The following is a 25866-nucleotide window of genomic DNA, read 5'->3' as shown; positions in this document are numbered from 1 at the left end:
TCCTAAAAGCTAATTAATATAACAAAACGCATCATAACTATCATCCAGGATAACTTTTTTAGCTTTTATTACCCCTTCATCATAAATTTCAACATAGTTAAACTTCCTAGACCCGTTGATTTTTCTATGTATTGAAATCAAATCCCCAACTCCATAATGCCTAACTTCAACAATCTCATCTTTGTTCAGTATCTGCTTTTCTATTAAATTTTCTCTAAATTTTGAAACTGAAACTCTCCTAGGACTTAAATTCAAAATACTAGGAAGAAAAATTTCTAAAGTATCTGTCATCAAAAATTCATTGATTCCTACATAATCTACATTGTAGATAAAATTATTAAAAATTTCATACTTAAAGGAATTTAAAGCAAAAGTATATATCTCTTTTTTATCGGGACAATCAAACTCAATCATGCTTACATAAGGATAGATGGAATACATAACTTTATAACCAAACAAACTATTTTCATAATAAACGGGGGATTTATCTTTAAAATAGACTCTATTAAAATAGCACTCTTCCTTATTCAATTCCGAAGAATAATCTACTATTTTTGAAAAAAAACCCACTAAAGCACCATTATCAAACACGACAGCACCATTCTTATCGCCCACGAAATACATACCTGATAAATTTTGATAATGACCCAAAAATCCTTTTCTTATCTCGGGATCTGCCAAAAGATCATAAAACATCTTATATTCGTCTATAGTCTTTGGGGGACTCTCCTTGAAGAACACATAAGCTTCATCTGGAGTCAAGAGTTTATATTTTAATAAATAAATACTCTGAACACCATTTAATTTCTTGCTCCTAGCCTTTAAAAGGGAAAACAAAGCAACAGAATTAGATTCATTCAACGCTGCATTCTTGCAAATGTAATCAACATTATCACTATCAAAAAAAGAATCTTCTCTTTCTCTAAGTTTACTAAAAAGACCCGGAAAAAATTTATCTTCCTTTAAAAACCACTTAAAAAACCTAAAATCATCACCATATACAGCAAAAGAAGCTGCTAAAATCCTATTAAAATCCTCATCAAAATCACCAAGCCTACTTGAAGCTTCAAGCCTCATATAAATCAATTCTTTATCGCTCTTTAAATCAATGTCTAACCTATCGTATAAAGCAATAATTTCCCTATTCCTAGAAACATCCTCGTTTTGCCTCAGAATTAACGAAAAATACTGACGATACAAATCCCCAGACTTTACAGACTTAAACTTATTAATATCTAATGCAGATTTTAATAAATAAATTCTATCCAGTAACGAAATATCATCCCTCAATGAAAGCTCATAAAGAGCATCCGAATTACTTAAATCAAAATCAAGTGACCCATATACCATATCAATCCCTCTCTGAGTGCCTTTAAAACTTTTAGCCTCATTAAGAAGAATTTTTGATATATCCCTATCTCCTTCACTTAAAACAGCATTTAAGTTTACTAGAGACAAAAGAAAGAAAATCTTCAAGAAATTCATACTGACTCCCGCCCCTCAAAATCTTATTTATCCATTCACAATCTCAAGATCGGCCTTTGCTAGATTCTGATCATACTCATCTTCAACTATACCGAACCCCAAGAGCTCCCTTACCTCAATATCTGTTAAAGTTTCTCTTAAAACCAAAGCTTCTGCAAGTTTAATTAACTGGTCTTTATGTTTAACCAAAATATCTGAAGCTGCTCTTAAACACTCCTCCAAAATCCTCTTGACTTCTCTATCTACCCTATCCGCAGTATTCTCAGAGTACGCTTTCGATTTAGAAAATTCTTTTGGAAGGAAAATAGGAGCATCATCATCGACTAAAAATATCGGACCTACATCCTCTCCCATCCCCCATTCTGTGACCATCTTTTTTGCCAAATTAGTAGCCTGCATCAAGTCGTTCTGTACCCCAGCAGTGGTAAAACCTAAATTAATCTGCTCGCTAGCATAACCACCATAACATATCTTAATCTTGTCAAGAATCTGATGCTTATTTATTGAAAGCCTATCCTCCTTAGGAAGAGAAAAGGCCACTCCAAGCGCTCTACCTCTAGGGATAATAGTAACCTTATGCAGCGGATCTGCATGTTCAAGATAATAATGAAGCAATGCATGCCCTGCCTCATGATAAGCTGTTTCGAGTTTTTGCCTATCAGTAATAGTCATAGATTTTTTGGCAACACCCATCAATATTTTATCCCTAGCTTCCTCTAAATCCTTCATCAAAATCTCAGATTGATCATTTCTTGCAGCAATTAAAGCCCCTTCGTTGATTAAATTCGCAAGATCAGCACCACTGGCCCCAGGAGTTGCTCTTGCTATTACCTGTAAATTAATATCTTTAGCCAGCTTAGTCTTCTGCGCGTGAATATTTAGTATCGCTTCTCTTTCTTTAATATCTGGGAGAGTAACCGTCACCTGCCTATCAAACCTTCCAGGTCTTAGCAAAGCAGAATCTAGCACATCAGGCCTATTTGTTGCCGCCATCACAATTACATTAGTATACGTTCCAAATCCATCCATCTCTACCAATAACTGATTAAGAGTCTGCTCCCTCTCATCGTGCCCCCCCCCGAGTCCAGCCCCCCGGCTTCTACCAACAGCATCAAGTTCATCTATAAATACGATGCAAGGAGAGTTTTTTCTAGCATTATCAAACAAATCTCTAACACGACTTGCTCCAACACCCACAAACATCTCAACAAAATCGGACCCCGACATGTGAAAAAAATTTACACCAGCCTCCCCAGCAACAGCCTTAGCGAGCAAAGTTTTTCCAGTCCCAGGAGACCCAACTAAAAGAACGCCCTTTGGTATTCTTGCGCCTATCTTTTCAAACTTTTTAGGATTCTTAAGAAATTCCACAACCTCATTAAGTTCCTGTTTAGCTTCCTCTTGTCCAGCCACATCCTTAAAAGTAACCCTATTCTTCCCTGCTTCATATTTTTGAGCATTACTCTTCCCGAATGAAAAAACCTTACCTCCTCCTCCTTGGGTTTGACGAAAAATAAAGAAAAAAAAGACAAAAAACAATATCCACGGTAAGGTCTGAAGAAGCACACTAATTAAGGATGCTTGACTCTTACCAGAGCTTACCTCAACTTTCTTACTCCTCAGCTCGGCAAGTAAATTTATATCCAAATAGGGAATACTAGTCGAGAAATAAGATTTTCCCAAGTTTGAATTCTTGACAACAAATTGAATTTGACTCTTATCAATTATTACAACCGACTCAATCAGTCCACTATCTAGATAAGTCTGAAACGTACTATAAGGAACATTCCTGTATGTTTCCCCCCCTCTCATAAAATAAGACATGAATATAGCTAGGATTAAGAAGACTATAACAAGACATAAAATCCAATTTTTATTTTTCTTTTTGTTATTAGATTTCCCATTGTTCAAATTGTTATTGTTAATATTCATTCCTTTAAAAATCCTCCGATCAAAGATATACTAATTTTTCTAAGAATGCTCTTATCGCTCCACACTAAGTCCAAAGTATTTAAATTAATAATTCCAACCACCTTACCTTCTAACACCAACAACATTAAATAGAGAGGATTATATCTTACAAATTTAGAAAAGAACCTCTTCGCTTTTAGCTTATTTTTAAAAAATCTATATTTAAATTCATAAGAACAGAATCTTAATTCTAATACAGAACCATCTTCGCACTCCAAACATTCTAACAAAATCTTACCTAAAGATAAACTATAATACTCATTAAGTTTTAAGATAAAATCGAAAGGTTCATATAACTCCTCAACTTGTCTTAACATGAGATTAATTCTATCTCTACGCTTTTCTAAAAAAAAATAATTATTTCTTATTAAAGTTACGCTCTTCTTCTTAACATGATCTACTCTAAAAATCTCTTCAAGAGATCTGTATGATACATTTAACAAAAGCCCCTCTAAATTTAAAATATTAAAAATAGTCCTAAAAACCAAATACTTAGGTAATTCAAAAAAAATAACAGCATCAAAAGAATAATAATAATTACCCCTATTGAAGGGTAAAAACCTCTTTTTGTCAAAAAAATGCACAAATTCACTCGAAAATTCAGACACCCTCTTTAAGCTCTTCTCGTATCCTGCAAAAATCTCACCAATAACGGGCATTAGCTTATTTCTGATCTTGTTTCTTAAATAGAAGTCTTCACCATTGGTACTATCAACAGAATAAATAATCTTATTTAAGAAAAGAAATTCCTCAATTTCTTTTCTGGACACCTCAAGCAAGGGCCTGATAATATTCCCATTAATGATTGGAATACCAGAAAGCCCATCTAAGAAAGAACCTTGAAAAAATCTCATAACTAAAGTTTCAAATTGATCCCCTCTATTATGCGCAAGCGCAATGTATCTGGCCCTATTTTCTTTGAAAGATTCCAACAAAGCATTATAACGGTACTCTCTGGCTAATTCCTCAATCGACCTACGAAGTCGACTAGCTTCCCCCACTATGTCAACACTGCAACGCTTTATCTGAAAAGGAATATCATAAAGACTGCAAAATTTTTCTATGTGTTCTATTTCCCTATTTTGTTCGTACTCAGGCCTTATGCAATGTGCAAAATAAAGAGCCATAATGTTATTATCCAAATACTCTCTCAAATTTAGCAGCAAAGCGGTGGAATCCGCACCCCCCGAGAAAGCGACAATCACCTTTCCCTTAGTCAGTGTATTTTTTTCATAAAAACTCTCTATCCTTCCTTTTATACTGTTCCAAAACATCAAAAACTACTAGAATTAATCTTTCCAACTTTATCTTTGAAATTAAATTCATCAATATCCAATATCTCTTCGCTTAAAAAAGTAAACACATTCTCAATACATTCCATCTCACTAACACTAAACCTTGAAAGAACGAAATCCCTAAGTTTACCCCCGTTATTACCACCAACACCGATATACAACCTGCTATATTTATTACTTCCGAGGCTCTCAGAAATAGACCTCAGTCCATTGTGTGTGGACCCCCCCCCCCCCGCCTTTCTAAGCCTACACCTTCCCAAACACAAATCAACATTATCGACTACAACCAATAAATCGGACATTCTGACACAAAACTTAGAAAAAACAGAAGGAAAGATGCCACCACTAAGATTCATATAAGTTAAAGGCTTGACCAAAACAACCCTCCTACCCCTGAAATTAAAACCAGCATAATCATAACTCCCGGCACTACTCAAAGAAAGCTCGTACTTTAAAACTAATTTATCTAGGAGGGCAAAGCCAACATTGTGTCTAGTATGAAAAAAATCAGACCCAGGATTCCCCAGTCCAACTATTAACAAACTCATATTCTCTATTTAGCTCTCTATTTAACAAATAAAACAACCAAACCACCATCCTCTTCGGCAAGCTTAACATTATCAGGAAGCACAATATCTTCAAAAGTTATCTGGTCTCCTCTCTTAACAGGAGACAAATCTACCTCAATAAACTCAGGCAATTCCAAAGGTAAAGATCTAACCCTAATCCGTCTCCTAATCACACTCAAAACCCCGCCTTCCTTAACACCAATAGAGGCCCCAATAAATCTAATCTCAACGTCTCTCTCAATATCCCGATCTCGATCTACTTCATAAAAGTCAATATGATAGATAAGATTCCTGGTAAGATTTTCATCAACATCCTTAATAAAGACACATCTATCAACATTACCATCTCTTAAAACCAAAACAGTATTATCTGTAAACTTACTAAATTTTTTATTAAATTCAATACTCCCAACCCTTATGTGAAGAACATCGCTCTCCTCCCCATAAACAATAGCCGGTATCTCATGCTTCAACCTCATCCTGCGCGCGCAAGAAGAACCAAAATCTAATCTGCGCTCGCAACTTAAAACCCTACTATCCACAACAAAAACTCCTAATCAAAAATACTGGGACGGAAGGATTCGAACCCTCGAATGACTGGACCAAAACCAGTTGACTTACCACTTGTCGACGTCCCAAACACCCAAATTATCTACAAGTCAAAAGCATACAAAATACAATACCCTTTGTCAATAAAACAATATCAACTTAATTCAAGCTCAAGATTTGAGGGGTTTTCCTTAACATATTCTTTAAAAATAGAAGTTTGTAAAATTTCTCTAAAATTTTGATTAATAGGGTGTACAATATCCTTGTATTCTCCCACCTTAGTTCTTCTATTAGGCATGACAATAAAAACACCTTTCTGTCCCTTAATAACTCTAATGTTGTGAAGAACCAAGCAATCATCAAAAGTAACCGTAACATACGCTAATAACTTAGAACTGGGATTTTTATTATCAACTCTCCTAATTCTTATATCTGTGATATTCACCTCTAAGCCTCCCTAAAATACATGTTTTAAATCTAGAATATTTTTAATTTTTTGTAAATAATTTTTATGATATTTTTATTTTTTTTAATTAAATACCATCAAGAGTATACAAGCTCACCACAACTCCACAGCTTTTCAAGCTCATAGTACGCTCTAGCCTTATCGCTCATCAAATGTATGATTAAATTTTCGCACGAAACAATTGTCCAATCATGAATAAAACCCTTACCCTGAACGCAATAATTAAAATCTCTTTCATTAAAAAAATTCACCAATCTCTCAGAGTACAAAGCCTCCATATGCTTAAACGATGAACATGATACTATGATAAAAAAATCCGCCCAACTACAAACAGAGCCAACATCAATACCTAAAACATCAATTCCATCAAAATCAGATATTATCTTACATAACCCCTTAACGTCATCTATGTTTAACATACCTTCCATCAAAATCATCTCCCAAAATAATTATTACATCAGGACTTACAGCCGCCCCATCAAGTCCCAATATATCTGTATGAAATTCAGAAATAGGCCTAATATTTCTTGCCCTAACCACATCCCCCACCCTCATAGCCAGTTCCAAATTATCTGAATTATTTATTACCAAAGTGTTAAAATAATTGTCCCTATCTGCATTTGCGAATTTTATAATATTAAATCCTAAAGACTGAAAAATATTAGCAGCCTTTCTTGCAAGACCAGAAACTCTAGTGCCATTTAAAATAATAACTTTTACCGCCTCTTCATCCCTATTTTCACTTATTAAATCCTTATTTAATTTCTCTATTGATTCTTTAAGGACCGCTCCTCCATAATAAGGGAAAACAACTCTTATTGCACTATTATCGTTACCCTTAAATATTTCCTCCTGTCCTTTAATGTTAACAAAAATAAATTTTTCACTATTTATTTTGTAATTGGTAAAAATATATTTAAACACAGTCTCAGAAAGATTGGTATCTAACATAGAATACATTCTAGAAAAATCTTCGTGAGTCTCCTCCACTTCTTCAAATTGTGCTAGAATCTTTTTGAAAAACTCCTTAAAAAACTCAAATCTTTCATCGAAGTAATTAACGTTCTTAAAATAACCTAAGTAATCGTAAGCTTTGTCCCCATCAAAAACAGAATTACCAGAAGGTATTAGAATAGAATTTTTCATGTTGTATACCTTAACGGGTCTTTGAACAAGAAGACGGACCCCACCAAGGTAGTCAATAAATTTTACAAAAGAATTCTTTTTAAACCGAATATAATAATCGGGTTCATGATTTAACTGCCTATACACTTTAAACAAAAACTCATCAAACCTGTTTCTCTCATATAAATTCTCAAACCAAGATACATTCCCCTTTAAATCTTCATAACCCGTATAAATAGGAATATCTAAAAATCCAATATTCCCGGTTTTTATATTAATAAAAATCTCTTGCATACTCAAAAGATTACCAATATCATCTTCTACCAGAATGAAAAAACTAATATTACTCTTAGTATTTAACTCAAAATACACCTGTTCTTTTTTAGAGCTATCAATAAAGAAAATCACAACACCAAGAACTACTAAAACGATCAAAACTAGAAAAAATAATTCTTTTTTCAATTAATTACCTTGAATATATAAATTGTTATCCTTAATGTATCTTAAAACAGCAGAGGGAAGCAAATAATCAACTGGTAAACATTTCTCAATTCTACTTCTGATCTCTGATGAAGAAATAGGAAAAATTTTATTATTGACGTAGGTATGCTTAAAACAACTCACGATCTTTTCTTTGTATATCCTGTGCACTACTACAAGATTAACGGTCTCGGCTATTTCTTCTGCATTTTTCCACAAGGCAAAATTTTCGAAAAGATCGTCGCCAATAACCAAATAAACTTCATCATGTGCATATTTCTTCTTAATACAAGCAACAGTATCAATGGTGTAAGTTATCCCACCATTGACTATGTCACACTCATCTATACACACATTATTCTCATTCCGTATTGCCAACTTTAGCATCGCAATCCTGTCTTTAACGCTAACATTCCCTGCAACAATTTTATGGACAGGCTTATGAGTGGGAATAAAGACCACCTTATCAACATTCAAATAATACTCTATCTCTTTTGCTAAAAACATATGTCCAATATGCACAGGGTTATAAGTACCACCCAACACCGCTATTTTCATAAATCCCCAACCAAATGATACATTAGTTAACCTCGAAAAATACCAATAATTAATTTTTAAAACAAATAAGAATTAATCTCCCCTACTTCCTGCTAAAATGAAAAACTCCCTAATAAGTTCCTCTATGCCTTTATTTTCATAAATAGAAATCCCTAAAAATCTTTCGCTATCTAAGGCCTTTTTCGCCCGTTCAAAATTTTCGCTTGAGCCCTCTAAATCAAGCTTATTAGCAACAATTATGCGACGCTTTTTCAAAAGACCTGCTCCGTACGCACCGAGTTCTCTAACAAGGATATCATAAGCTCTCAAAAAGTCATCACTAGAAGCATCAATTAAAAAAACTAATCCAACCGTTTTTGAAATATGCCTTAAAAATTCAAATCCAAGACCTACTCCCCTACTAGCACCCTCAATTATTCCAGGGATATCGGCAATCACTAGATCATAGTGAGAATCTCTGAGAACACCAAGATGCGGCACTTTAGTAGTAAAAGGATAATCCGACACCTTCGACTTTGAAGAGGTGACTCTTGTGATAAGCGAAGACTTGCCTGCATTAGGAAGCCCTATGATTCCAATATCAGCTATTAAGGACAATTCTAATCGAACATTTAAAGTAGTGCCCCTCTCTCCAGGTTGTGCATATCTTGGGGCCCGTCTTTTAGAACTTTTAAAATTTAAATTTCCAAGTCCACCTCTACCCCCCCTTAAAACAACAAATTCATCATCAAAATTCCTAAGTTCAAATAAAACAGAATCCGTGTCAGAATCATAGACACAAGTATTTGGAGGAACAAAAATAACCAAATCTTCTCCGTTGGCTCCCTTCCTCTGACGTCCCATGCCAGGCCTGCCATTCCTAGCAGCAAGTCTCTGTCCATTACTATAAAGAGACAAAGTCCTCAGATTATCCTTAACCCTAAAAATTACATCCCCTCCCCTTCCTCCATCCCCTCCATCAGGGCCTCCCTTCGCCTTAAATCTCTCACGCAAAAAAGAGACGCAACCAGCACCGCCATCGCCTGAAGACACAGTCAAACCCAGAGAGTCCTTAAACGTATGCAAACTAACCTCAACTTACCTAAGTGTCAGACAATGTTTACATATTTCCGGCCTCTAGAGGTTTTAAACTCCACCAAGCCATCCTTTAATGCAAAGATGGTATAATCTCTACCTAGCCCAGAATTCTTTCCCCTATGAAACCTAGTACCGCGCTGCCTTACAATAATCTCTCCAGCCCTGACAAATTGCCCCCCACTCCTCTTAACACCAAGCCTCTTGGATACAGAATCCCTTCCGTTCTTAGAGCTACCACCACTCTTACTCGTTGCCATCAATTTCCTCCAAAATCAACTTAATATCACAAGGGTACTCAAAACATAAATCCCTTATTCCCCTTATCAAAAAACCACTATAATAGAGAAGACTCTTCTTATCTAAATCTCTAAACGAAGACCTAAACTCCAAATATCCCCTTAAATCATTTTCAACTACGAAATCCTCTTCCTCAAAATCAAGAACACTTAAAAATGTTCTTAAAAGAAAAGAAAAAGAAGAACAAACTACATTAACGCAGCCACCACCCCTAGCATGCCCATCAGCCAATATGTAAATAATCACGCTATTTTGAGTTTTAATTAAAACATCAATCACTGACAAACAATATCATTAACCAACACATAAGAATAAACTTGCCGATGTCCCACCTTTCGCTCACTTGACTTTCTCCGTCTGTACCTATAAGCAATAACCTTCTTATCCTTCCGCTCCTCCAAGTAAGTACACCTCACACAAGACCCTACAACATAAGGCCTCCCTATACTCACATCCCCTTCCTTCTTTACAAGGGTGACACTTCCAAACTCCACCTTCTCGCCCTCACTGGAATCAATTTTATCTATCTTTAAAATCTCCCCCACAACAGCTTTATACTGCTTTCCCTTTATATCTAACAATGCATACATCACAATCACCTCTTGATCTCCAGGTAAGCATTATAAAGCTATTAGAAGCTAAAGTCAATTATCTCAAACAACCAATCACCATGCATGATTTTTCGATAAATAAAATCAGGGGTACCTGACGAGGGAATTAAAGTTATAATCCCCTAAAACATCTCTACCATTAAGTCCTGCAAGTTCAATAAAACAAAAGATATCAGATACTACTCCCCCAGCTTTCTCAAGTAGCATAGCCGCTGCTTTTAATGTGCCCCCAGTAGCCAAAATATCATCTACCAACAAAATATTTGAATGTTTCTTAACATCATCTTTGTGTATCTCAATACTGCTACATCCATATTCAAGCTCATATTCCTCTCTTAAAACCTCCCTGGGAAGCTTACCCCCTTTTCTAATCAACAAAAGAGGTAATTTCATTTTCAAAGCCAAAGGAGATCCAACAAGATACCCCCTTGATTCAACAGCAGCAATATAATCGATCTTTTTTGACGAATAAAACGCATATGCATCCTCAATCAAAGACTCATAAGCTTCCATTTTCAATAAAACACCAGTAATATCATAAAAAAGTATCCCCTGCTTTGGAAAGTCAGGCACCCTTAAAATAAACTTATCGTAATACCCTGTCTTATTTACCATCTCAATCTTCCTAAAGGCTAAATTAACAACCCAATATCCATCTATTCTTCCCCCACAGGAGGATTTGGCACCAAGCCATTCACGTCAAGCCTCGGGATCTCATCTTTCCTGGCTCTTGTCCAAACTTTAGTTCGACCAAAAACCCAAACCTTACCCTTGGTCACAAGGTTCCCCGTTTCTGAATCTACCTTCATCTCAGAGGTATAAATCTTACCATTCTTAGGATCAATGATTTTCCCCTGATCCCACTTACCGTAATCGGGAAAATATTTAAGTCCCCACATAAAATCAAGGCCCTCAATCCCCAATTGATCAAAACCCACAACCCTAGAACCCGAAGGATTATCAACATCATAAACCTTCCCTTCCCTTATCACGTTTAATATTCTACCATACACCCTGTCCCTGTATTTATAAACATATACCACAGAGTTTTTAACATTAGTAGCATCATCATACCCAACCCAATACCCCAAAACCTCGCTTCCATCTTGCGCATTCCCAGCATCAACGGTCTCAGAGAACACAAAAGATGGAAGAAAAGATAAGAACACAACCACCAAAGTCCTTCTAATCATATGCCAACCTCAAATCAAACAAACATTCACGAAAAATTATACATTTATTTTGTACTTTTCCAAAGTTACTCTAAAGAATTACACACAAAAATCAACTAATCCAACTTTAAAAAATAAGTGGCAGGATAATCAAACACTGAATCAAAAATTTAAAAATTGATATATAAGTGTTTTGGTGATAGGATTAATGTTAAGAGTGAAAACAATGGGGATTTAATGTGGTAAGAGGTATCTACACTGCTGCTAGTGGAATGGTAGCACAAAGGCACAGGTTGGATGTTATTGCTAACAACTTGGCAAACGTTGATCTTGCAGGGTACAAGGGAGACTTGTCTGTCCAAAAGGCATTCCCTGAACTGCTGATTAGAAGACTTAACGACGATGGTCTTTACAGATTTCCAAGAGGCTATCTTGAGACAGCGCCAGTTGTTGGAAAGATTGGTACAGGTGTTGAGGAGAATGAGACATACACTTCCTTCGAGCAGGGGCCACTTAAAACAACGGGGAACCCTCTTGATGTGGCGTTAACTGGTGAAGGTTTTTTTGTGATTCGCACCCCAAAGGGAGAAAGGTATACAAGAAATGGATCTTTTACACTTGGAAAGGAAGGCATGCTTGTTACAAAGGATGGATACCCCGTTATTGGAGAGAAAGGATATATTCATTTAAAGGATAACAACTTTAAAATAACAGATCAGGGTCAAATATTTCATAATGGTGAATTTGAAACTGATCCTAGAAGACTTGTGAGCGAACATGAAAACTCCTGGGAAAATTACGAGCTACTTGATAATCTAAAGATCGTAAGGTTTGAAAAAACGAGGTTTTTAAAGAAACAGGGGAACTCTCTCTGGGATAGCACAGAAATATCGGGAGCCCCTAGAGAAGTTGCGGTGGGTTTAAGACCTAAAATTGAAACCGGCACTTTGGAAGGGTCTAATGTGAATGCTATTAACGAGATGGTATTGATGATTGAGGTTAATAGAGCTTACGAAGCAAATCAGAAGACGATACAGACTGAGGACTTGCTCCTTGGTAAGTTGATTAACGAAATTGGAAAGTTTTAAGGGAGCTATTTTATGATGAGATCACTATGGACGGCTGCCAGTGGTATGAAGGCGCAGCAATATAACGTAGATACAATCGCTAATAACCTTTCAAATGTTAACACTACGGGCTTTAAAAAGACGAGAGCAGAGTTTGAGGATTTAGTTTATCAGACACAGAACAGGGCTGGAACTCCTGCTACTGAGGACACAGTAAGGCCTCTTGGAAATCAGGTTGGACATGGAACAAAAGTATCGGCAACACATAGAATTTTTGAGCAGGGAAAGTTTAGGGCTACCAATTTGAACACTGATGTTGCAATTGAGGGCGACGGTTTTTACAAGATGATTTTACCAGACGGGACTTATGGTTATACCAGAGACGGTTCGTTTAAAATAGATGCAAATGGGGATCTTGTAACAAGCCAAGGATATAGGTTGTTGCCCGAGGTGTCTTTTCCTGAAGAGTATATACAGGACTCTCTTACAATATCCCAAGAAGGAATGATATCTGTAAAAATTGATGGTGATTCTGATCCAGTCGAACTTGGGCAAATAGAGATTTCAAGGTTTATAAATCCAGCAGGTCTTGTTGCAGTTGGAAGCAATGTTTTTAAGGAAACAGTTGGATCTGGGGAGGAAATATCGGGAACTCCTGGGAGTGATGGTATGGGTCGACTAAGACAAGGAATTCTTGAAATGTCAAATGTATCTGTTGCAGAAGAAATGGTAACAATGATTGTTGCACAAAGGGCTTATGAGATAAACTCAAAAGCAATTCAAACCTCAGATAACATGTTGGGTATTGCCAATAACTTGAAAAGGTAGTGAAAAAATACATAAATGGTATTACGCTTGTCTATTTTCTAGCAACAAATTTGGCACAAGCTGTCTCTTATGATAAGTGTTTTGAAATATCCCCCAGCAAGGTGTATTTCTTGTCAGGAAAATATTCAAAAATATGTAGTGACGGCTATGCATCACAAGTTTACATAGGTCCTCATTTTAAGCAAAAGCAAATAATATTTGAAATGATTGGCCATATTACAAAAAATCTAACAAATAAGAATATTTACATACTTCAATTTAGCTTTGACGAATCAGAAATTAATATAGAGAATAAGTACTCTGACAAAATCAAATTTCGGGTAATAAAAAATAAATCATATAAAAATATACCCATTCAAAAGACTGTAGTTTATTATGCAAAAAAATTCGAAGATTATAAAAAGCATGATAAAGTAAATTTGTATATCGACATAATAGAGCCAATTGTATTTACAAAAGCACATTTAAAGGCTGGACAACACCTAAATGAAGACAGTATTTATTTTAAATACAAAATAAATACAGCTAGACTCACTGAATTCTTAAGCTTAAACGAGCTAAATAACGCCAAATATATTGTCTTATATGAAATTGACAAACATAATGAAATAAAACTGGACAAAATACAGAAACAAAAATAACTTAGAAAATAAATTTCAACAAACTAATCCCGTTGGCTAGCCTGGAGGAAAAGTAAAAGCTATAGGGAATTGCAATAATATTAAAATAAGGGTAGACTATATCTCCTGTATGAGAGGTACTAGAGCATGATGAGGTTGGTGGTGTTCTTTATATTAAGCTTAAGGACGATTCTCATTTCATTTTCCCAAGAGGATCAGCCTCTTCAAGGGGTTAGTAGGGATAGCGTTTCTGGCCAATCAGGGGAGAAGATAAGGCTAAAAGAACTTGCAAAAATACAGCCCACAAATTCATCTGTGTTATCAGGAATCGGTATAGTAGCGGGACTCACTGGAAAAGGGGACACCCTCAAGAAGGATAAAGAGGCTCTAAGCAAGATGCTGACTCAAATTGGAATGAAGGGAGATGAAATAGATGTAAACAACATGGGAAGCAAGAATATCGCCTTGGTACACGTAACGTTCAGGTTAAATGGAAATATGATTAAGGGATCAAATCAGGATGTTTATGTGGCGTCTGTATTGGATTCGAAAGATTTAACAAACGGCATACTGTTAAGAACAGAACTGAAAGACAGAGATGGAAAGTTAATAGCAATCGCTTCAGGCCCAATAACCACTAACGAAAAATCAAGAGGAACAGGACATGTAGTAAAGGGAGCTACAATACATGAGAGCAGAGATTATTCCCGGTACAATATCATGCTAAATAAGGAAGATTATACCCTAGCAGATGAAATAAGTAAAAAGCTTAATCAAAAAGGTGTCAAAAATAATATAAAATCTGGGGTCATAATAGAGATAGAGACAGAAAAAGTTGGATTGCTAAGCGAGATTGAACAAATAGAAATAGAAACTTCTCCCATTGTTTTAATAAATGAAACAGATAAAATCATAATGGCAAGTAAAAATGCAGAAATAGGGCCTTTAGTGCTCTTAATTGAAAGAAATGAAAATAGCTCATTTGGTAATAAAAGCAACGAAAAAGTAAAGGTAGAAATACAAAAAATGAGCCTAAGTGAATTTATATCAAAAAATGCGGACGAACTCACTAACGATGAGCTCATAACGATAATTAAAAAATCTAAAAAAATCAATAAGTTAAACGGAGAATTAATCTTGGAGGAGAAAAATGAATAGTGGGATTGACCTGCAATATCTGGAAACAAAAAGTCAAATAAATCAAATAAAAAATTTAGAAAAAAAAGCGAAGCAGGTGGTGGACAAACACAACAGAGAGCTCTATGACGCCTCTTTAGAATTTGAGGCAGTATTTATCAACCAGATGCTTAAGAGCATGAGAAGCTCTCTGAAGAAAGAAAATAACCTAATAAACGGAGGGCAAACAGAAGAAATTTTTGAAGATATGCTTTATTTAGAAAGAGCAAAACAAATAGCAAAATTTAAAAATTTCGGTCTTGCTGATTTAATCTACAATCAAATAGCGGAAACAGATAATTCTAGCCGATAATTAACACTTTTACTTATTGTTGGCATGCTTTTTGCTCTACACTTTAAATGGGGAGGTGCTTGTAAGATACATAACATAAATTTAAAAGATAGGGAGAAGTGTTGTGAATATATTTAGTAACGAGGATTTAAACATATATTTGAAGTCGGTAAGGGAGCACAGGTTAATAACCCACGAAGAAGAGGTTGAACTTGCTGCTAAGATTAGGCGTGGAGATATGAAGGCCAAAAATAAAATGATTAATGCTAATTTACGTCTAGTCTTGAAAATAATTAAGAGATACGCTGGGAAAGGCTTGAAAATTGAAGACTTGATTCAGGAAGGTAATTTAGGGCTAATAAGGGCTGCTGAGAAATATGACCCGAGCAAAAATACCAAATTTTCAACCTACGCTTCCTTTTGGATTAAGCAATCTCTCCAAAGAGCGTTAAATACTAAGACCAGACTTGTAAAGGTGCCTTATAGGAAAGAAAACTTAATACTACAGATAAACAAATATCTCATGGAAGAAGAAAAATATCCCAAAAAAGAAGATATAATGGAAAAATTTAATTTGACTCCCGCTCAGTACATAAAGATCATTCCATATCTTGAAAAAGAATATTCTCTTGACAAAGAAATTGAGGGATCAGAAAATTCCACACTTTTAAATCTTTATGAGGATAACTCTTTTAATCCCGAAAGTACTCTTGAACAAAACTCTACTTTAAATCACCTAAATCATATACTAAACACCAAGTTAAACCATAAAGAGAGATATATAATAAGAAAAAGGTACAACCTTGATAATAATGATAAAAAAAGCACTTTGAAGGACATTTCTAGTGAACTTGGAATCTCTTCAGAAACTGTAAGGCAAATTGAGAAAAGAGTACTTAAAAAACTTAGAGAAGAACTTTATCAATAAACATTGACATTAATGTTGGGTTTTGTTTTACTAATCATCAAGCATGAATATTAGAGGTGTTTATGTTTTAATAAAGGAGAATAAGACGAAAATTGCAATATTGTTCGTTTTATTCACTATCGTTGGTGCGGTGGTTTTGTTATTCTCTGGCCTTGCTTACATTAAGAATAATGCGGTAGCAATTAACCTAGATTTCAGAAAGAAACTAGAAAAAGTTAAAAAAGAGAATTTTATGAGAGATAAAAAAAGGCTCAAGGCTCAAACTTTAAAGCCCGAGTTTTATCTCGTCATTGATGATGTCGGATACGATGAATTTATGTTGGAAAAATTTATAAAAATTAACCTGAAAATCAACTTTGCAATTATCCCTTTTTTATCTAAATCGAAGTATGCCTACAATAGGCTAATAAGTGAAAACAAAATTATAATGATTCATTTCCCGATGCAATCACAGCATAAAAATTCAATAGAAAAATTTCACATCAACATTGACGATAATGAGAACATGGTGCGGACAAAAATCGAAACAACATTTAAAGAATATCCCAATGCAAAGATAATGAACAATCACATGGGTAGCCTGATTACATCAAATGAAGAAATAATGAGAACTATTTTAACCAAACTTAAAGAAGAGGACAGATATTTTTTCGACAGCTTTACTACTAAAGAAAGCACATCAGTAAAAGTTGGAGAAAAAATTGGCATAAGGGTAGAAAGAAGGGATATCTTCTTGGATAATAAGGATAATGAAAAAGATGTCATGGCATCACTTGAAAAGGCAAAACAAATAGCTAGAATTAAGGGAATTGTAAAAGTGATAGGACATATTTGGTCAAAAAACACCCTCAAAATACTCAACCAAGAATCGGAAAACTTAAATAAGGAATTCGAATTTAAAGACCTATTAAATCTTTATGAGAAAGAGGAAAATAATGAAAGTGCTTGGAATAGAGAGCTCATGTGATGACTGTTGTGCAGCCATTGTAGAAGATGGAACTAAAATTTTAAGCAATGTTAAGCTCAGTCAAGACGAACATAAAAAATATTATGGTGTGGTTCCAGAAATTGCCTCAAGGCTACATACAGAGTTTATTATGTACGTCTGCAAAAAAGCTTTAAAGGATGCCCAAATTAACGCATCAGATATTGATTTAATAGCAGTTACATCTAAACCAGGACTTATTGGTTCTTTAATTGTCGGAATAAATTTTGCAAAAGGATTATCAATTGCACTCAGAAAACCCTTAATTTGCATTGATCATATTCTAGGCCATCTCTATTCTCCCTTAATGACTGAAAAGATAGAATACCCTTTTCTATCTTTAATACTCAGTGGGGGACACACAATACTTGCAAAACAAAATAATTTTGATCATGTTCAAATACTTGGACGCACCCTTGATGATGCTTGCGGAGAAGCATTTGACAAGATAGCAAAATACTATAACATGGGTTTTCCAGGAGGCCCTAATATAGAAAAACTAGCTAAAAGTGGCAATGAATATGCGTTTAATTTCCCAATTACAATTTTTGAAAAAAAAGAAAATTGGTATGACTTTTCGTATTCGGGGCTTAAAACGGCATGCATACATCAAATTGAAAAATTTAAAGACAAAAATGAGAAAATTACAAAAAATAACATCGCTGCAAGCTTCCAAAGAGCAGCTTTTGGAATTCTACTAAATCCAATAAAAAGAGCAATAAAGACCACAAATATAAAAAAATTAATAATATCTGGGGGCGTTGCTAGCAATCTTTACTTAAGAGAAAAAATCAAAAATCTTGCAATAGAAGCTTACTATCCCCCAATTGACCTTTGTACAGATAATGGAGCAATGATTGCAGGAATTGGATATCATATGTACTTAAAATACGGAGCAAGTCCAATTGAAACGGATGCAAGTTCAAGAATAAAAACGTATAAATATAACAGGGAAATGAAGTTATGAAGAGAGTATTGGCTATGCATGACATTTCGACAATGGGGCGCACATCGCTTACAATGTGCATACCGGTTATATCATCATTTAATATGCAAGTTTGTCCATTTGTAACCGCTGTTCTCTCCGCAACAACAGCTTATGAAGAATTTGAAATAGTAGATTTAACAAATAAACTAGAAAAGTTTATTTTGTCTTGGAAAAAGCAAAACGTAAGCTTTAACATATTCTATAGTGGCTTTCTTGGAAGCAATAATCAACAAAAAATCATAAAGAATATGTTCAAACTATTAAAGTTTGAAAAAATAATAATCGACCCTGTGTTTGCGGACGATGGACTACTCTACCCTATTTTTGATCAAAGGATTGTAAGTGGGTTTCGTAGTCTCATAAAACACGCAGACATCATAACACCTAACATAACAGAACTTAAAATGCTAACTAACACGGAAAAGATAAATAATAAAGATGAAATAATTAGGGCCATATTAAGCCTTAAAATAAATGGAGTAACAGTGGTTACCAGCGTAGAAAAAGGCGATCTTGTTGGTACTGTTGCCTATGACCCAAAAACAAGGGAATATTCAGAATTTTTCTCAGAAAAATTGGAGAGAAACTTTAGCGGGACTGGAGATTTATTTGCTAGCTTGTTGATAGGATATCTGGAAAAATTAGAGATAGTACAGGCTTTAGAAAAAGCGACCCAAGTTATTCACTCAATAATAAAATATTCCATTGCAAATAATATTTCCAAAAAAGAGGGTATTCAAATTGAACAATTCTTAAAAAATAATTTTCATACTGTTCAAGTTAATTCTTAAATCCACTTTAAATGGGATATTAAAGCAAAAATCATGAATTTAATACAAATAGATATTTATCTCCCAAGAATTGAATTTCTAATCCGTTCCTTGATCGACTAAAGAAATCTTTAATATTTGCATTAGGGTGTGATATTAAATAAAATATTAGTATAATTCAGCTTATGTCGCTAGAGGTTTAATAGTAAAACTGAAGGGGTATATGAAAGACAGAAGGGTAATATTTTTTACAGGGGGGGGCACAGGAGGACATATTTTTCCAGGGATAGCAATAATTGAAAGCCTAAGAAAGATAGACAAAAATGTCGAATTCTTCTGGCTGGGTCAAAAAGGATCAATGGAAGATAAAATCATAGGAGAGTACCCCTACATCAAGTTTATTAAAATTCCATCTGGGAAACTTAGAAGATATTTTTCATTAAGAAATTTTAGTGATTTTTTAAAGGTTTTACTTGGAATAAGCAAGAGCTTCTTCGTTATAAAGAAGTATAAACCCCAAGTCATATATGCAACTGGAGGGTTTGTATCAAGTCCTCCGATCATAGCAGCAAGTCTTCTTAAGGTAAAGAAGATAACTCATGAGATGGATCTTGACCCTGGGCTTGCGACAAAAATCAACTCAAAATTTGCAAACACAGTACACATCAGTTTTAAGGAGAGCATAAAATATTTTAAAAACAAAGACGTCATATATACGGGCTCACCAATAAGATCAGAATTTAGAAATCCAAACTCAAGCATCATAAAAAGACTGTCATGCAACACAGAAAAGCCTATTATCAGCATACTAGGAGGCTCTCTTGGAGCAGATGTTTTAAATAGACTGGCCTTTAATATCAAAGATAAAATTGATGCCTATTTCATCCACCAGTGTGGAAAAAATTTATCCGAAACTATAGAAAATAATTATCTGAGACGACAATTCTTTAATGCAGAAGAAATGTCAAGCATAATCAAATTTTCAAACATTATAATCAGTAGAGCTGGGGCTGGAGCCATTAAAGAATTTGCGAATGCCGGCGCATGCGTAATACTGATTCCATTTGAAAAAGGATCAAGGGGCGATCAAGTTAGAAATGCAAGACTACTAGAAGAGCAAAATGCATGCTTAAAAGTAAGAGAAGAAAATCTAAATGAAATCATCATCACAAATGCCATACAGGAAATATTGGAGAACCAAGAAAAGGCTGACATACTAAGGCGTAATATAAAAAAATTTCATAAACAAGATTCGTCAGGCCTAATAGCTAATATACTATTAAAAGAATTTGAGGCAATGAAATGCTAGAGCATGATCCTGTTAAAATAACCGGAATAGCTGACATATTAATAATAATAATTTTCATTTCACTGGGTTTTAGGGGCTTTTTAAGGGGATTTATTAAAGAAATCGGTGGGTTTGTTGAAGTATTTGCTTTAATATTCTTACTCTACAATAAAACACATGACTTTCAAGTATTTATATCTACAATGCTTGAACTGTCCTATATTCAAGCATTGTTAGTGTTTTTCTTATTAATACACATAGGTTTTTTAATATTGCAATCTCTAGTTGAATCAATAGTAAGCCATCTTCAACTACTATTCTTTAATAGAATACTTGGGCTAATGCTTGGTCTATTTGAAGCATTTGGAATAATTGCAATTGTAGTCTATCTAATTCACTCACAACAAATCTTTAAGCCATCATACTTTTTAGAGGGAAGCACATTACTTGAATATCTTAACCCTGGGATAAACTATTTTTTCAAATTATCAAAAATACCATAAAGAGAAGTAAAATATGGAAATACTACCTAAAATAACTAAAGAAATACTTAACGAATATGAAAAGGGCACTCTTCCTAATGCAATTCTTCTTTTGGGAGATAGATTTTCCCACAAAAAAATAAGTGCTTTTGTGCTTGCGAAAAAAATATTAAAATCAAAGACTTTGACAAATCCTAATCTAATAATATTTTCAAGCATTAATGCAATAGAAGCAAGGGCATATCTTAATGCAGATTCAAATGAAGTTATAAACCAATACTTAAAATATATTAAGAATGTCCTCTTCACTAAATACAATTTCAGCAGTGATAAAAACTTAAAAAAAATAGAAAAGAATGTTAATTTTATTAACTATATTTATTATAAAAACGACTATGGGGAAACTATAAAAAAAGAACTTATTAAAAAAATTGAAGAGATAATTAAAGACATAAATTTCAACCTTACTATCAATGAGATTAGAAAGATTAGAGCTTGGGCATTTTCGGAAAAGAATAAAACAAAAGTAATCTACATCAATGAAATCGAAAATTTATCCTTTAATGTTTACAATGCACTTCTTAAGATATTAGAAGAACCGCCTTCAAATATTTATTTGATTTTATCCTCAAGAAATAAAAATAAAATTCCTAAGACAATAATATCAAGACTTAGATGCTACAGTTTCCAAAAAGAAAATAGGGATTTTGAGGTCAGAATCTTTAAAGCAATCTTTAATAAAAGAGATGAGCTTACAACCGAAGAGTACCTGAATTCATTCTACAGCGAAGAAGGCGAGATGCTAAAGGGAGAAGCAAAGAGAATTTTGAATATCATAAAAGAGCAACAAGGATTATTTAACCTTGACACATTTAATTTTTTAAAGGATGAACTTACGTTTAAAGCATTTCTGAAAGAACTTTCTACTCAACTCAGACACGACTTTTTAAATCAAAATTTAGATATTAGTACTTACCTCAGAGGGCTAGAACATCTAAAACATATTTTAAAACACATGCCCTATAATCAAAACAGAAAACGAATAATAGAAAACCTGATGTTAATTTATGAGGATTAATGAGTAAATTTTTTAAAAAAACCTTATCCAAGTTAAATAAACTATCAAGTGAGCAAAAACTTAAGTTTATTCAAGATCTGTATAGAAAAATAGAAATATATGATGGAATTTTTGCATCCATTAATGAAGGAATTCTTGTGCTTGATAAACTTAACAACATAATTTATTTAAATAAAATGTTATTCCAAATATTGACTCTCAATCTTGAGACTAAACTGGAAACCCTTAGCGATATTCAAATTCCAACCCTAACAAACTTAATAGAAGAACTAGCCCTAAATGAAGACAAAATAATAGGATATGAATTTCAAATTTCAACGAATATGTTTATTAAAATATCATTTATGCCGTATGTTAAAGACCAAAGACTTGAGGGAAATATCATTTTAATCGAGGACATTAAAGATAAAAAACACAAAGAAGAACTTTTCAGAAGAGCAGAAGCTTTGGCCGCCTTTACAAGACATGCAAGAAATATTGCACACGAGATTAAAAACCCGCTGGGAGCAATTGACATAAATTTACAGCTACTTAGGAAAGAAATAGACAGACAAGAACTTAAAAGTACTAAAGCAAATAATTACTTTAAAATAATAAAAGAAGAAATAAACAGAATGGATAAAACTATAACCGATTTTCTATTAACAGTAAGACCTATTAAGATAATGGCTGAAAAGAGAAATATCACTGAAATCGTAGAGAGTGTATATAATTTGCTAAATCCAGAGTTAGAGAACAAAGAAATTAAGCTGCTGCTTCGTCTTAAAAAAGTAAGTCCTGTTTTGGTTGACGAAAAACTTCTAAGACAAGTAATAATCAACATAATAAAAAACGCAGAAGAAGCTCTCCTTGAATCAAATAAAAGAATAAAAAAAATAGATATTTCTATCCAAGAGAGTAAAGATAGAATATATGTAATCATAAAAGACAATGGAGTAGGAATTAAGGATGAAACAAAAGATGAAATATTTAAGCCACAATTTAGCACAAAAGAGAAAGGAAGTGGAATAGGGCTCACTATTTCTTATAAAATAGTAAAAGAACACGGGGGTGAAATTTTCGTAGAGAGTAAAAACATGAAGGGAACAACTTTTACAATCACTCTTCCAAAATTCAACACAGACAAAATTTTAATTGAGGGATATTTAGAAAATGAGTAAGGTACTTGTAGCAGACGATGAGAAAAACATACGAGAAGGAATAGCAACCTATCTGGAAGAGGAAGGATTTTTTGTATTTACTGCTAGTGACGGGGAAGAGGCACTTGAAACAATTGAAAATGAAAAAATTGACGCTGTAATATCTGACCTTAGAATGCCTCACTTATCAGGAGAGCAATTATTAAAAATCGCAAAAGATAAGAACCCAGATATACCTTTCATTATTCTTACAGCACACGGAACAGTTGATTCAGCAGTTGATGCTATGAGGGAAGGCGCTTATGATTTTCTAACAAAGCCGGTTGACCTTGAAAGGCTATTACTCATAATAAAGAGAGCCTTAAATAGCAGAAACGATAAAATTCATGAAAGTATATCCTCAGAAAATATTATTATCAGAAAGGATTTAAACTACTACGAGCGCATACTTGGTAAATCTCTTGTCATGCAAAAGACATTAGAATTAGTCAAAAAAATTGCTAAATCAAAAGCATCCGTGCTAATTACAGGGGAAAGCGGAGTTGGGAAAGAAGTAATAGCAGATGCCATTTTTGACCTATCAAATAGAAATGACAAACCTTTCATTAAAGTAAATTGTGCGGCTCTTTCTGAGAGTATACTTGAAAGCGAACTTTTTGGTCATGAAAAAGGAGCGTTCACAGGAGCCATTTGTCAAAAAAAAGGTAGATTTGAACTTGCCGATAAGGGAACAATATTTTTGGATGAAATAGTAGAAACATCACCTGAGGTTCAAGTAAAACTGTTAAGAGTGCTTCAGAATAAAACATTTGAAAGAGTAGGTGGAGAATCCACTATGCATGTTGATATTAGACTGTTAACAGCAACAAACAAAGATATTGAGGAAGAAATCAAAAAGGGAAGATTTAGGGAAGATTTATTTTATAGACTAAACATAATAAATATTAATATCCCACCCTTAAGAGAAAGAAAAGATGATATACAAAATCTAACGAATATATTAATTAAAAGCGTTGCTAATGAAAACAATAGAGAAGAAAAAAGCCTCTCCAGTGACGCAATAAAAGCTCTTTACGCTTACGATTGGCCAGGCAATATTAGAGAACTAAAAAATGTACTTGAAAGCGCACTAATACTCTCTAAAGGCAAACAAATTGTGAAAGATGACTTACCACCAAAGATTAAAAATAATACAAATCAGATAGTAAAAATAACATTACCAATAGGCATAAGCTTAAAGGAAGCAGAAAGAGAAATCATCAAGCAAACACTTCTATATTCTAAACACAATAAAAGTAAATGCGCCGAAATACTTAAAATAGGAAGGAAAACCCTTCACAATAAAATAACAGAGTACGACGCCTGTAATATTAGCTAAATAAACCTTTAATACTACAAGGACTTATTATTAATTAATAATAAGTCTAAAAATGTATGGCTGTTTTATCTCTATATTTTTTGACCCTAAAATCGCACAAAACAGAAATAATTATATCAAATTGAAACAATATTAAGTAAAACTTTTAATAAATGTGTAACAAAGCTTTTTTTTACTGCTTTCTTACCTGATTTCGTTATTAAATTGTACTTAAAACAATATTATATTGATCTTAAGTACAATTTAACTTATCTCCTCTACTTTAAAATTTTAACAGGATTAATTGGAGTATCCTTCTTTAATATTTCAAAATGTAGATGGGGTCCTGTTGATCGTCCCGTTTGACCTACTCTACCAATAACATCTCCTGTTTTTAAAACATCTCCCCTACGCACAACATAAGAATTAAGATGCCCATAAAGAGACTTAATATTGTTTTTATGCTCAACAACAACAAAATTTCCATAAATGTCATTATAGCCAACTACAACTACAACACCGTAAGATGAACAAAAGACTAGAGAATCCATTGGTGCCGCAAGATCTATGCCTGTATGAAAACTATCAACACCAGTAAAGGGATCTGCCCTAGATCCAAAATCAGAAGTAACAATAAATTTCTTTAAAGGAAAAATAAAATCATAATTTAGAAAAAAAAGCATCTCTGTGTTTGAAAAAAAACTCAAATCTGGTTGCTTGACAGAATCGAAAAAATAAAACTCATAAATTTTATCGCCTCTTCTAACCTTTATCTTTTCTGCTTTCGTTAAGTCTCTTGTAGCTAAAAGTAAATTATTAAATCTGTGCTCCTTATTATCAAGAATATAAAGGCCTCTTTTACTAGGAATTAAAATTTCTTGCCCTTCACTTAAAGAAGGAGAATCCAGTAAATTAACCGTAGCAATACTAGCCTGCCATCCATTTACCTTATTTGCAACCTTGAAAAAAGTATCTTCCTTTTTCACCCTATATGAATAGACAAATAAGGGTAAACTTTCCCTTTTATTATATTTAGAAACTTTTGTCCTAAGGTCAGAAAAAACAGGATCCTTATTTGAAAAATTTTTTATCTCAGGATAAGAATAAAGACAATTAAAATGTAGAAAGAAGAAAACAACTCCTAATCCAAGAATGAATCTACTCAAATACAAAACTCCAATGATACATTTAGCTAAATATAGTAAAGTTTCTC

General features: G+C 33.8%; 30 protein-coding genes and 1 tRNA gene. 14 read left to right on the top strand and 17 right to left on the bottom strand.

The window, feature by feature from the left end:
- Positions 1-9 precede the first annotated feature (9 nt).
- The 16 genes from LSO06_RS04125 to LSO06_RS04050 form a co-directional block, all read right to left on the bottom strand.
- Entirely contained in the window at positions 10-1485 is a 1476-nt protein-coding gene (locus LSO06_RS04125) for a hypothetical protein (RefSeq protein WP_231760771.1), read from the bottom strand.
- A 27-nt stretch (positions 1486-1512) separates the two neighbouring features.
- On the bottom strand, positions 1513-3417 hold the full coding sequence (gene ftsH, locus LSO06_RS04120) for an ATP-dependent zinc metalloprotease FtsH (RefSeq protein WP_231760770.1): 1905 nt from the start codon (positions 3415-3417) through the stop codon (positions 1513-1515).
- Positions 3414-4730 (bottom strand): tRNA lysidine(34) synthetase TilS, encoded by a 1317-nt coding sequence (gene tilS, locus LSO06_RS04115; RefSeq protein WP_231760769.1) that lies wholly within the window; start codon positions 4728-4730, stop codon positions 3414-3416. Before tilS ends, ftsH begins: the two co-directional genes overlap by 4 nt.
- Entirely contained in the window at positions 4730-5299 is a 570-nt protein-coding gene (gene pth, locus LSO06_RS04110) for an aminoacyl-tRNA hydrolase (protein WP_231760768.1), read from the bottom strand. Before pth ends, tilS begins: the two co-directional genes overlap by 1 nt.
- A 17-nt stretch (positions 5300-5316) precedes the next feature.
- The gene (locus LSO06_RS04105) at positions 5317-5862 is read right to left on the bottom strand and encodes a 50S ribosomal protein L25/general stress protein Ctc (protein WP_231760767.1); all 546 of its coding nucleotides are present in this window, start codon (positions 5860-5862) and stop codon (positions 5317-5319) included.
- A gap of 24 nt (positions 5863-5886) precedes the next feature.
- Positions 5887-5958: transfer RNA gene (locus LSO06_RS04100), tRNA-Gln, on the bottom strand.
- Between the two features lie 65 nt (positions 5959-6023).
- Positions 6024-6314 (bottom strand): septation regulator SpoVG, encoded by a 291-nt coding sequence (spoVG, locus tag LSO06_RS04095; RefSeq protein WP_231760766.1) that lies wholly within the window; start codon positions 6312-6314, stop codon positions 6024-6026.
- Positions 6315-6412: 98 nt separating this feature from the next.
- Complete coding sequence (gene rsfS / locus LSO06_RS04090; RefSeq protein ID WP_231760902.1) at positions 6413-6763, bottom strand: ribosome silencing factor; 351 nt, start codon at positions 6761-6763, stop codon at positions 6413-6415.
- Entirely contained in the window at positions 6738-7922 is a 1185-nt protein-coding gene (locus tag LSO06_RS04085) for an LCP family protein (protein WP_231760765.1), read from the bottom strand. The genes rsfS and LSO06_RS04085 overlap by 26 nt, the downstream gene beginning before the upstream one ends.
- Positions 7923-8498, bottom strand: coding sequence for a nicotinate (nicotinamide) nucleotide adenylyltransferase (gene nadD, locus LSO06_RS04080; protein WP_231760764.1), 576 nt, complete (start codon positions 8496-8498; stop codon positions 7923-7925). It lies immediately after the preceding gene.
- Positions 8499-8570: 72 nt separating this feature from the next.
- Positions 8571-9563, bottom strand: coding sequence for a GTPase ObgE (gene obgE, locus LSO06_RS04075; RefSeq protein WP_231760763.1), 993 nt, complete (start codon positions 9561-9563; stop codon positions 8571-8573).
- A gap of 23 nt (positions 9564-9586) precedes the next feature.
- A complete protein-coding gene (gene rpmA / locus LSO06_RS04070; RefSeq protein WP_231760762.1) occupies positions 9587-9832 on the bottom strand; it encodes a 50S ribosomal protein L27 in 246 nt (81 codons plus the stop codon).
- Positions 9819-10151, bottom strand: coding sequence for a ribosomal-processing cysteine protease Prp (locus tag LSO06_RS04065; protein ID WP_231760901.1), 333 nt, complete (start codon positions 10149-10151; stop codon positions 9819-9821). The genes rpmA and LSO06_RS04065 overlap by 14 nt, the downstream gene beginning before the upstream one ends.
- The gene (gene rplU / locus LSO06_RS04060; RefSeq protein WP_231760900.1) at positions 10148-10462 is read right to left on the bottom strand and encodes a 50S ribosomal protein L21; all 315 of its coding nucleotides are present in this window, start codon (positions 10460-10462) and stop codon (positions 10148-10150) included. The genes LSO06_RS04065 and rplU overlap by 4 nt, the downstream gene beginning before the upstream one ends.
- 105 nt (positions 10463-10567) lie before the next feature.
- Positions 10568-11098: an adenine phosphoribosyltransferase gene (locus tag LSO06_RS04055; RefSeq protein ID WP_231760761.1), complete on the bottom strand. Its 531-nt coding sequence runs from the start codon at positions 11096-11098 to the stop codon at positions 10568-10570.
- A 41-nt stretch (positions 11099-11139) separates the two neighbouring features.
- Entirely contained in the window at positions 11140-11676 is a 537-nt protein-coding gene (locus LSO06_RS04050; RefSeq protein WP_231760760.1) for a DUF2147 domain-containing protein, read from the bottom strand.
- Between the two features lie 218 nt (positions 11677-11894).
- Here LSO06_RS04050 and flgF point away from each other — a divergent pair, with 218 nt between their 5' ends.
- The 14 genes from flgF to LSO06_RS03980 all read left to right on the top strand — a co-directional run bounded on the left by flgF (position 11895) and on the right by LSO06_RS03980 (position 24674).
- The gene (gene flgF / locus LSO06_RS04045; RefSeq protein WP_231760759.1) at positions 11895-12743 is read left to right on the top strand and encodes a flagellar basal-body rod protein FlgF; all 849 of its coding nucleotides are present in this window, start codon (positions 11895-11897) and stop codon (positions 12741-12743) included.
- Between the two features lie 12 nt (positions 12744-12755).
- Positions 12756-13550 (top strand): flagellar basal-body rod protein FlgG, encoded by a 795-nt coding sequence (gene flgG / locus LSO06_RS04040; protein WP_231760758.1) that lies wholly within the window; start codon positions 12756-12758, stop codon positions 13548-13550.
- 20 nt (positions 13551-13570) lie between these two features.
- A complete protein-coding gene (locus LSO06_RS04035; protein ID WP_370639803.1) occupies positions 13571-14191 on the top strand; it encodes a hypothetical protein in 621 nt (206 codons plus the stop codon).
- Between the two features lie 126 nt (positions 14192-14317).
- Positions 14318-15328: a flagellar basal body P-ring protein FlgI gene (locus LSO06_RS04030; protein WP_231760756.1), complete on the top strand. Its 1011-nt coding sequence runs from the start codon at positions 14318-14320 to the stop codon at positions 15326-15328.
- The gene (locus tag LSO06_RS04025) at positions 15321-15659 is read left to right on the top strand and encodes a rod-binding protein (RefSeq protein ID WP_231760755.1); all 339 of its coding nucleotides are present in this window, start codon (positions 15321-15323) and stop codon (positions 15657-15659) included. Before LSO06_RS04030 ends, LSO06_RS04025 begins: the two co-directional genes overlap by 8 nt.
- A 103-nt stretch (positions 15660-15762) precedes the next feature.
- Entirely contained in the window at positions 15763-16566 is an 804-nt protein-coding gene (locus LSO06_RS04020) for a sigma-70 family RNA polymerase sigma factor (RefSeq protein ID WP_231760754.1), read from the top strand.
- A 43-nt stretch (positions 16567-16609) separates the two neighbouring features.
- On the top strand, positions 16610-17533 hold the full coding sequence (locus LSO06_RS04015; RefSeq protein WP_231760753.1) for a divergent polysaccharide deacetylase family protein: 924 nt from the start codon (positions 16610-16612) through the stop codon (positions 17531-17533).
- A complete protein-coding gene (tsaD, locus tag LSO06_RS04010) occupies positions 17502-18518 on the top strand; it encodes a tRNA (adenosine(37)-N6)-threonylcarbamoyltransferase complex transferase subunit TsaD (RefSeq protein WP_231760752.1) in 1017 nt (338 codons plus the stop codon). Before LSO06_RS04015 ends, tsaD begins: the two co-directional genes overlap by 32 nt.
- On the top strand, positions 18515-19330 hold the full coding sequence (locus LSO06_RS04005; protein WP_231760751.1) for a pyridoxamine kinase: 816 nt from the start codon (positions 18515-18517) through the stop codon (positions 19328-19330). Before tsaD ends, LSO06_RS04005 begins: the two co-directional genes overlap by 4 nt.
- A 202-nt stretch (positions 19331-19532) precedes the next feature.
- Complete coding sequence (gene murG / locus LSO06_RS04000) at positions 19533-20618, top strand: undecaprenyldiphospho-muramoylpentapeptide beta-N-acetylglucosaminyltransferase (RefSeq protein WP_231760750.1); 1086 nt, start codon at positions 19533-19535, stop codon at positions 20616-20618.
- Positions 20612-21100, top strand: a complete 489-nt coding sequence (locus tag LSO06_RS03995; RefSeq protein WP_231760749.1) for a CvpA family protein — start codon at positions 20612-20614, stop codon at positions 21098-21100. The genes murG and LSO06_RS03995 overlap by 7 nt, the downstream gene beginning before the upstream one ends.
- 13 nt (positions 21101-21113) lie before the next feature.
- A complete protein-coding gene (locus LSO06_RS03990) occupies positions 21114-22157 on the top strand; it encodes a hypothetical protein (protein ID WP_231760748.1) in 1044 nt (347 codons plus the stop codon).
- Positions 22157-23317, top strand: a complete 1161-nt coding sequence (locus LSO06_RS03985; RefSeq protein WP_231760747.1) for a two-component system sensor histidine kinase NtrB — start codon at positions 22157-22159, stop codon at positions 23315-23317. The genes LSO06_RS03990 and LSO06_RS03985 overlap by 1 nt, the downstream gene beginning before the upstream one ends.
- On the top strand, positions 23310-24674 hold the full coding sequence (locus tag LSO06_RS03980; protein WP_231760746.1) for a sigma-54-dependent transcriptional regulator: 1365 nt from the start codon (positions 23310-23312) through the stop codon (positions 24672-24674). The genes LSO06_RS03985 and LSO06_RS03980 overlap by 8 nt, the downstream gene beginning before the upstream one ends.
- Positions 24675-24931: 257 nt before the next feature.
- On the opposite strand, the gene LSO06_RS03975 is transcribed toward LSO06_RS03980, so the two are convergent.
- Positions 24932-25819, bottom strand: a complete 888-nt coding sequence (locus tag LSO06_RS03975; RefSeq protein WP_231760745.1) for a LysM peptidoglycan-binding domain-containing M23 family metallopeptidase — start codon at positions 25817-25819, stop codon at positions 24932-24934.
- Positions 25820-25866: the final 47 nt, after the last annotated feature.

The organism is Borrelia sp. RT5S, from assembly GCF_021165755.1.
Lineage (GTDB): Bacteria > Spirochaetota > Spirochaetia > Borreliales > Borreliaceae > Borrelia.
The sequence above is the reverse complement of the archived record's forward strand: the minus strand, read 5'-3'. Positions and strand labels throughout refer to the sequence as shown.